The following is a 6,203-nucleotide window of genomic DNA, read 5'->3' as shown; positions in this document are numbered from 1 at the left end:
CATAATAGAAAAGACACTAAATAAAAATAATTATAATGTTAGTAAAACAGCTAGGGAACTTAATATTTCAAGACAAAATCTTCAATACAAAATAAAAATACATAGAATAATAGAAGAGAGTTAAGACATGCAAAATATGTTGCTATGCATGCAAAATGTTTTGCATGCATAGCAACCCTTGAAAGTGCTAAAGTCTACCAAGCTTAAGATTGTATTCTAAAAACAAAGTGCAGAATATTTTGCAAATTTAAAACACATGTATTTAAGGGATGGCTTAAATACATGTGTTTTAATTTGGCATGGTAATTGCTTAATAACAAAGTAGTATGTTATTAAAGTAATTTTAATAATAATTTTAAACTTGGGAGGTAAAAATTATGATAAAGAAAGGAACCTGGGTTGAAGTGGAAGAAATCGTTTTAATACCAGAGGATAGATCTACTAGTATACCGGATGAAACAAAGAAAACTCCTCTTAAATCCTGGACGCGTGGAAAGTCCCTTTGCGATTGTGAATTAGGAAATGAGGTACAAGTTGTAACTAACATAGGCAGAATTGCTAAAGGCAAAATTGTGGATATAGAGCCAGGATATTATCATACATATGGTAAGTATGTTGAAGAAATAAGTAATATAGGAAAACAAGCTAGAGAAATAATAGCACAATAATATAATGACTTTTGTCATAGTTTTAAGAGGAGGTTATAAGGCATGAATAAATACGAAGAACTTATGGAGAGAAAGAATGAAATAATTCTTAAATCTATAGGAATAGACTATAGTAAATATGAAACTGGAAATCTTTCATTCGATTATGAGAAATTGATGAGTGATGTTGAATATTCTTTTGAAGAAGTTAAAAAAATTCAAAATGAGGTTGGAGTAGGAAACACCCCACTTCTAGAATTGAAAAATATCACAAAACTCGCAAGAAAGGCTTCAAAGACTGGCAAGGCAGCTAGAATATTCGTAAAGGATGAAAGTTGCAATCCATCTGGAAGCTTTAAAGATAGAAGAGCATGCATATCTGTATTTGATGCAATGAAGAGAGGATATAAAGGTGTAGGAGCAGCTACTTCAGGTAATTATGGAGCCGCAGTTGCATCTCAAGCTAACATAAGGGGCCTTAAATGTATAATAGCAAATGAATGTTATGATTCAAGAAAAGTGGGTCAACCAGAAATATTAGAAAAAGGAAGAAAGTGTGAGGGTTTTGGAGCAGAAGTTATTAGACTTACTGTAGGGCCTGAATTATTTTATACTTACCTAAAAATACTTGAAGATACAAAATATTATAATGCTTCATTATATTCATCTTATGGAGTAGCTGGCATTGAGACTTTAGGATATGAAATAGCAGAGCAGTGTAGAGAAAAATTAGGAAAAGATCCTGATGTAGTTATTATAACTCATGCAGGTGGTGGGAATGTTACTGGTACTGCAAGAGGACTCATTAAGGCGGGTGCTTTGGAAACAAAAATAATAGGAGCATCAGTTGATCTTTCAGGCCTTCACATGGCGTCTGATATAGATTTCAATAAGAAATCCTTTACAACAGGTCATACAGGATTTGGAGTTCCGTTTATAACTAATCCAGATAGATCAGATGTACCAAGAAGTGCGGCTAGGCCACTAAGGTATTTAGATAGGTATGTAACAACCACTCAAGGTGAAGTATTTTGGATGACTGAAATATTAGCTCAGCTTGAGGGACTAGAAAGAGGACCGGCAGGAAATGTGTCCTTAGTAGCAGCTTTTGCAATTGCTCAGGAATACGAGGATGATGCTATAATAGTTGTTCAAGAGACCGAATATACAGGAGCAGGAAAACATCTATTACCTCAACTCAATTTTGCTAAAGAAAATGGGATTAAAGTTTATGTGGGTAATCCTACAGAACAAGTACCAGGCGAAAATATAGTAATTCCGTCTAATCCATCAATAGTAACAGTAACAGATATAGACATGGATGGATTAAAAAATTCATATATAAAAAATGTTGTTAAGAAATTGACTGAAAATAGAGTGGAACAAGTTGATATTGACTTCTTGTCTTTAGAAACAAAAATGTCTAAAGATAAAATAGTAGAGAAGTTAAAACAACATAATGTTGAAATAGCATAATAGTGAAAACGTATAACGTTGAAAAAACAAAATTTTAAATATATTAGGAGGAATTTAAGTTATGATAAGAGAAGATGATTTTGAAAAAAGAAGAGAACATTTAAAAGATTTGACGAATGAGCAGTTATATGAAAGGTTTTGGAGCCTCACTAATCAGGCTGTAAAACCAATGGTGGATTTAGCATACACTCATACGTCACCAGCTATTGAACGTTCGGTAGTACTTAGAATGGGATTTTCTAGTTTAGAAGCTCAACCACTAATTTCTTATGGCACAAAATGGAACTTACTTGGGAAAGGTATAGGAAATGTAATTTTAACTTATGCAAAGCTTAAAAATATTGACTATCTTAAAGCAGGAGTGGAACTTTCTAAAGGAATAGGTTGGGATATTGTTTCCGAAAAAATGAAAGGAAGTGGCAACTAATGATAGAAAGATTGGAAGAAAATGAAAAACTCAATGTAGAAGAAATATTAAAAGACTTAGATAAATACGAACCAAAATGGAGAGGTTGGCACTGGAGAGAAAAAAATGAAACTAATGTGGTTGGAGAATTCACATATAGTGAAATATCAGCACCTTTAAAGAAGAGTCAACCTCTTCCAGCAGCAAGGAGTTTTGAAAATATAGATCCACAACCAAGAGCGACTATTACCACAGAAATTTCTTCAGGAAGATTTGAAGATGATTTAAGAAGAATGAGAATGGCAGCATGGCATGGTGCGGATCATTTAATGGTTATAAGGACAATGGGACAAAGTCATTTTGACGGATTATTAGAAGGAAGTCCAGAAGGGTTTGGCGGAATACCAATAACTAGAAAAGAAATTAGAGCAACAAGAAAAGCTATAGATTTAATAGAAGAGGAAGTAGGAAGAAAAATTAATTTCCATTCCTATGTATCAGGTGTTGCTGGTCCTGATGTAGCAGTTATGTTCGCAGAAGATGGCGTTAATGGAGCTCATCAAGATCCACAATATAATATACTTTATAGAAATATTAATATGGTTAGGTCTTTTGTTGATGCTGCAGTTGCAAAGGGTATAATGGCCCATGCAGGAATACTTCAAATAGATGGTGCACATAATGCCAATGCAACAGCTATGAAGGGATATAAGGTAATGCCAGAACTTATGGTACAACATGCTATAAATTCTTGTTTCTCAGAACTTGTTGGAATGAAACCAGAAAATATTTCGTTATCAACTGTACCCCCAACATCTGCACCAGCTCCTTGTATGAAATATGATTTGCCTTACGCAGTTGCACTAAGAGAGTTTTTCAAAAGATATAAAATTAGAGCTCAAATGAATACTAAATATGTGGAATCTTGCGAGAGAGAAGCTACAGTAGGGCATACTTTGAATCTCTTAATAACAGAACTCACATCCGCAGATATTCAAAGTACAATAACGCCAGATGAAGGACGTAATGTTCCTTGGCATTATAATAATATTCACGCTGTAAACACAGCTAAGCAGGGATTTTTAGCTATGGACGGATTAATGGACATGTTAGAGCTTAAGAAAACAGGATATTTACCAGAAAAGGCAAGAGAAATTCAAGAAAGAGCTATTTTATTCTTTGAGGAAATGATCGAAGTAGGTGGATATTTTAAAGCTGTTGATTCTGGGTTCTTTATAGATTCAGGTCAGTATCCAGAAAGAAACGAAGATGGTATTGCAAGAAAGACAGACGGCGGAGACGCAGCAGGAACAACAGTTGAAAGAGAAGCAGATTATTTTGCACCAGTTTGTGGTCATTTTGGATACAATAATGTTCCAAAAGAATATAAAAAACCTTGTGATGCTATAAATGAATGTACACTATGTAATCATTCAAAAATTCAATATATTGATGAACTTGATGATAATGATAATGTATTTAAGAGAATGGAAAAAGTTAAAGAAGATGGAACTGTAGTTCCTGAAGTTCAATGGGCTAAAGATGGGTATGTAAAGATTAGTTTATGTTTACCTGAAAATGAACAGATTAGTGAAGCGGCAGCCCTTGAAATGGGCAAGAGAATGAATTTGAAAAATGTAGAAATTGTCCATAAACAAGTGTTACAAAAGGCTGAAGGAACTCTCGTGGAAATAAAAGGAGTATGTGATTTTACGCCTGTAAGACGTGATGAGTTAGTTCTTCCCAAAAGAAGAAAAAGTATGTCAGATCAACAAATGAAAGATTATGTAAAAGAACACCCACTAAAGGTTGTTGCAGCCACAGTAGGTGAAGATGAACATTCCGTTGGAATTCGTGAAGTTATTGACATTAAACATGGTGGTCTTGAAAGATTTGGTATAGAAACAATTTTTCTTGGAACTTCATGCCCAATTGAAAAACTTTTAGATGCAGCTATAGAATCAAAAGCTCAAGCAATACTCTGTAGTACAATAATTAGTCATAACGATGTTCATACAAAGAACATGAAAAAACTTAGTGATCTTTGCATAGAAAAAGGGGTAAGAGATAAGATTATACTTGTTTCTGGTGGTACTCAAGTAACTGATGAAATAGCTAAAGCAAACGGTATGGATGTTGGATTTGGACGTGGATCAAACGGTACCGCTGTTGCATCTTTCATAATCAAAAGGTTAATGGGTTTGCCTGATATTGATGAAGAAATAGAAGAATAAAAAAATAAAAGGGGCGATTACTTGTGAAGGTAGATTATCTAGTTGCTGAAATAGGTAGCACAACTACTTTGGTTACAGCTTTTAATGTATCATATGACTCTACAGGACAGGTTGTAGTTAATATACCTTTTCAAGGTAAAAGCTGTACTACAGTTTTGGACGGAGATGTAACTATAGGACTCAAAGATGCAGTTAAAGATATTGAAAACCAAATTGGCGAATCAATAACATGGGAAAAGATGCTAGCAACCTCCAGTGCTGCAGGGGGACTTAGAATAACTGTTCACGGACTTATGGAGCAAATGACTGTTAAGGCTGCTAGAGAAGCGGCTTTGGGTGCTGGTGGTATTATTAAAATGGTTACTGCTGGGAAAATGAGAAAAAGTGATTTAAAGAGAATACATGATATTAATCCCAATATGATAATGATTGCTGGAGGCACGGATTATGGTGAGAGAGATACAGCTCTTTATAATGCAGAACTTATAAGTGCCGAAAAATTTGGTATTCCGATTGTATACTGTGGAAATATAGAGAATCAAGAAGAAATAAAAGAGATATTTGAAGGGCAAGAACTTTATTTAATCGACAACGTTTATCCAATGGTAGATACTTTAAATGTAGAACCTGCAAGAAAAATAATACAAGAAGCCTTTGAGAAGAATATTGTAAAAGCGCCTGGAATGAATAAAATAAAAGAAATAGTTAATGGTAGCATAATGCCAACTCCAGGAGCAGTTATGGAAAGTTCAAAAGTTTTATATGATATGATAGGAGATCTCGTAGTTTTTGATGTAGGAGGGGCTACTACGGATGTACATTCTGTTACAGAGGGAAGTAGTGTAGTTTTAGATATGCTAGTAAATCCTGAACCAAAGGCTAAAAGAACTGTAGAGGGAGATCTCGGAGTTTTTATTAATAGCAAAAATGTAATAGATTTACTTGACGCACGTGATTTAGGCAAATTTAATAAGGAATATATAAAAGAACACATAAAACCTATACCAGAAGATGTGGATGATATAAATGCAAGTATCATACTTACAAAAAAAGCTCTATCTGTTGCAATAGATAGGCATGTAGGATTTATAAAAAGAAAATACGATGGAGAAAGTGGCTTTGTGGCCTATGGTAAGGACTTGTCTGAGGTTAAATATATAATAGGCACTGGGGGAGCACTCACAAGGCTCCCAAATGGAGAAGACTTGCTACTAGGAATAAGATACTTAAAGAATGAAGTTACAATGCTTCCTAAAAAGGGTGCCAAAGTATTAATAGATAAAAACTATATTATGGCCTGTGCAGGCGTATTGAGTAGAGAAAATAGTGAAGTTGCCAAAGCACTATTAATTCAGAGTTTAGATATAACAGTGGATATGGAAATCTGCGTAAGTGATGTCAACACCTACGAAGATGCCATCACATACGCAGCTGCCAGCT

6 protein-coding genes are annotated in these 6,203 nt (G+C 34.4%); all 6 read left to right on the top strand.

The window, feature by feature from the left end:
• Window position 1 precedes the first annotated feature (1 nt).
• Complete coding sequence (locus JJE11_RS12680; protein ID WP_366927927.1) at window positions 2-124, top strand: helix-turn-helix domain-containing protein; 123 nt, start codon at window positions 2-4, stop codon at window positions 122-124.
• Between the two features lie 253 nt (window positions 125-377).
• Window positions 378-668, top strand: coding sequence for a 2-amino-4-oxopentanoate thiolase subunit OrtA (ortA, locus tag JJE11_RS12675; RefSeq protein WP_291636163.1), 291 nt, complete (start codon window positions 378-380; stop codon window positions 666-668).
• 42 nt (window positions 669-710) lie between these two features.
• Window positions 711-2,123 (top strand): 2-amino-4-oxopentanoate thiolase subunit OrtB, encoded by a 1,413-nt coding sequence (gene ortB, locus JJE11_RS12670; protein ID WP_291636161.1) that lies wholly within the window; start codon window positions 711-713, stop codon window positions 2,121-2,123.
• A gap of 61 nt (window positions 2,124-2,184) precedes the next feature.
• Window positions 2,185-2,550, top strand: a complete 366-nt coding sequence (locus JJE11_RS12665) for an ornithine aminomutase subunit alpha (protein ID WP_291636159.1) — start codon at window positions 2,185-2,187, stop codon at window positions 2,548-2,550.
• Entirely contained in the window at window positions 2,550-4,763 is a 2,214-nt protein-coding gene (gene oraE, locus JJE11_RS12660; RefSeq protein WP_291636156.1) for a D-ornithine 4,5-aminomutase subunit OraE, read from the top strand. Before JJE11_RS12665 ends, oraE begins: the two co-directional genes overlap by 1 nt.
• 23 nt (window positions 4,764-4,786) lie before the next feature.
• The coding region (locus JJE11_RS12655; RefSeq protein ID WP_291636154.1) for a GlmL-related ornithine degradation protein at window positions 4,787-6,203 on the top strand (1,417 nt) is incomplete at its 3' end.

The sequence above is a fragment of the Clostridium sp. genome, assembly GCF_016650095.1.
Taxonomy (GTDB): domain Bacteria; phylum Bacillota; class Clostridia; order Clostridiales; family Clostridiaceae; genus Clostridium_AD.
The sequence above is the reverse complement of the archived record's forward strand: the minus strand, read 5'-3'. Positions and strand labels throughout refer to the sequence as shown.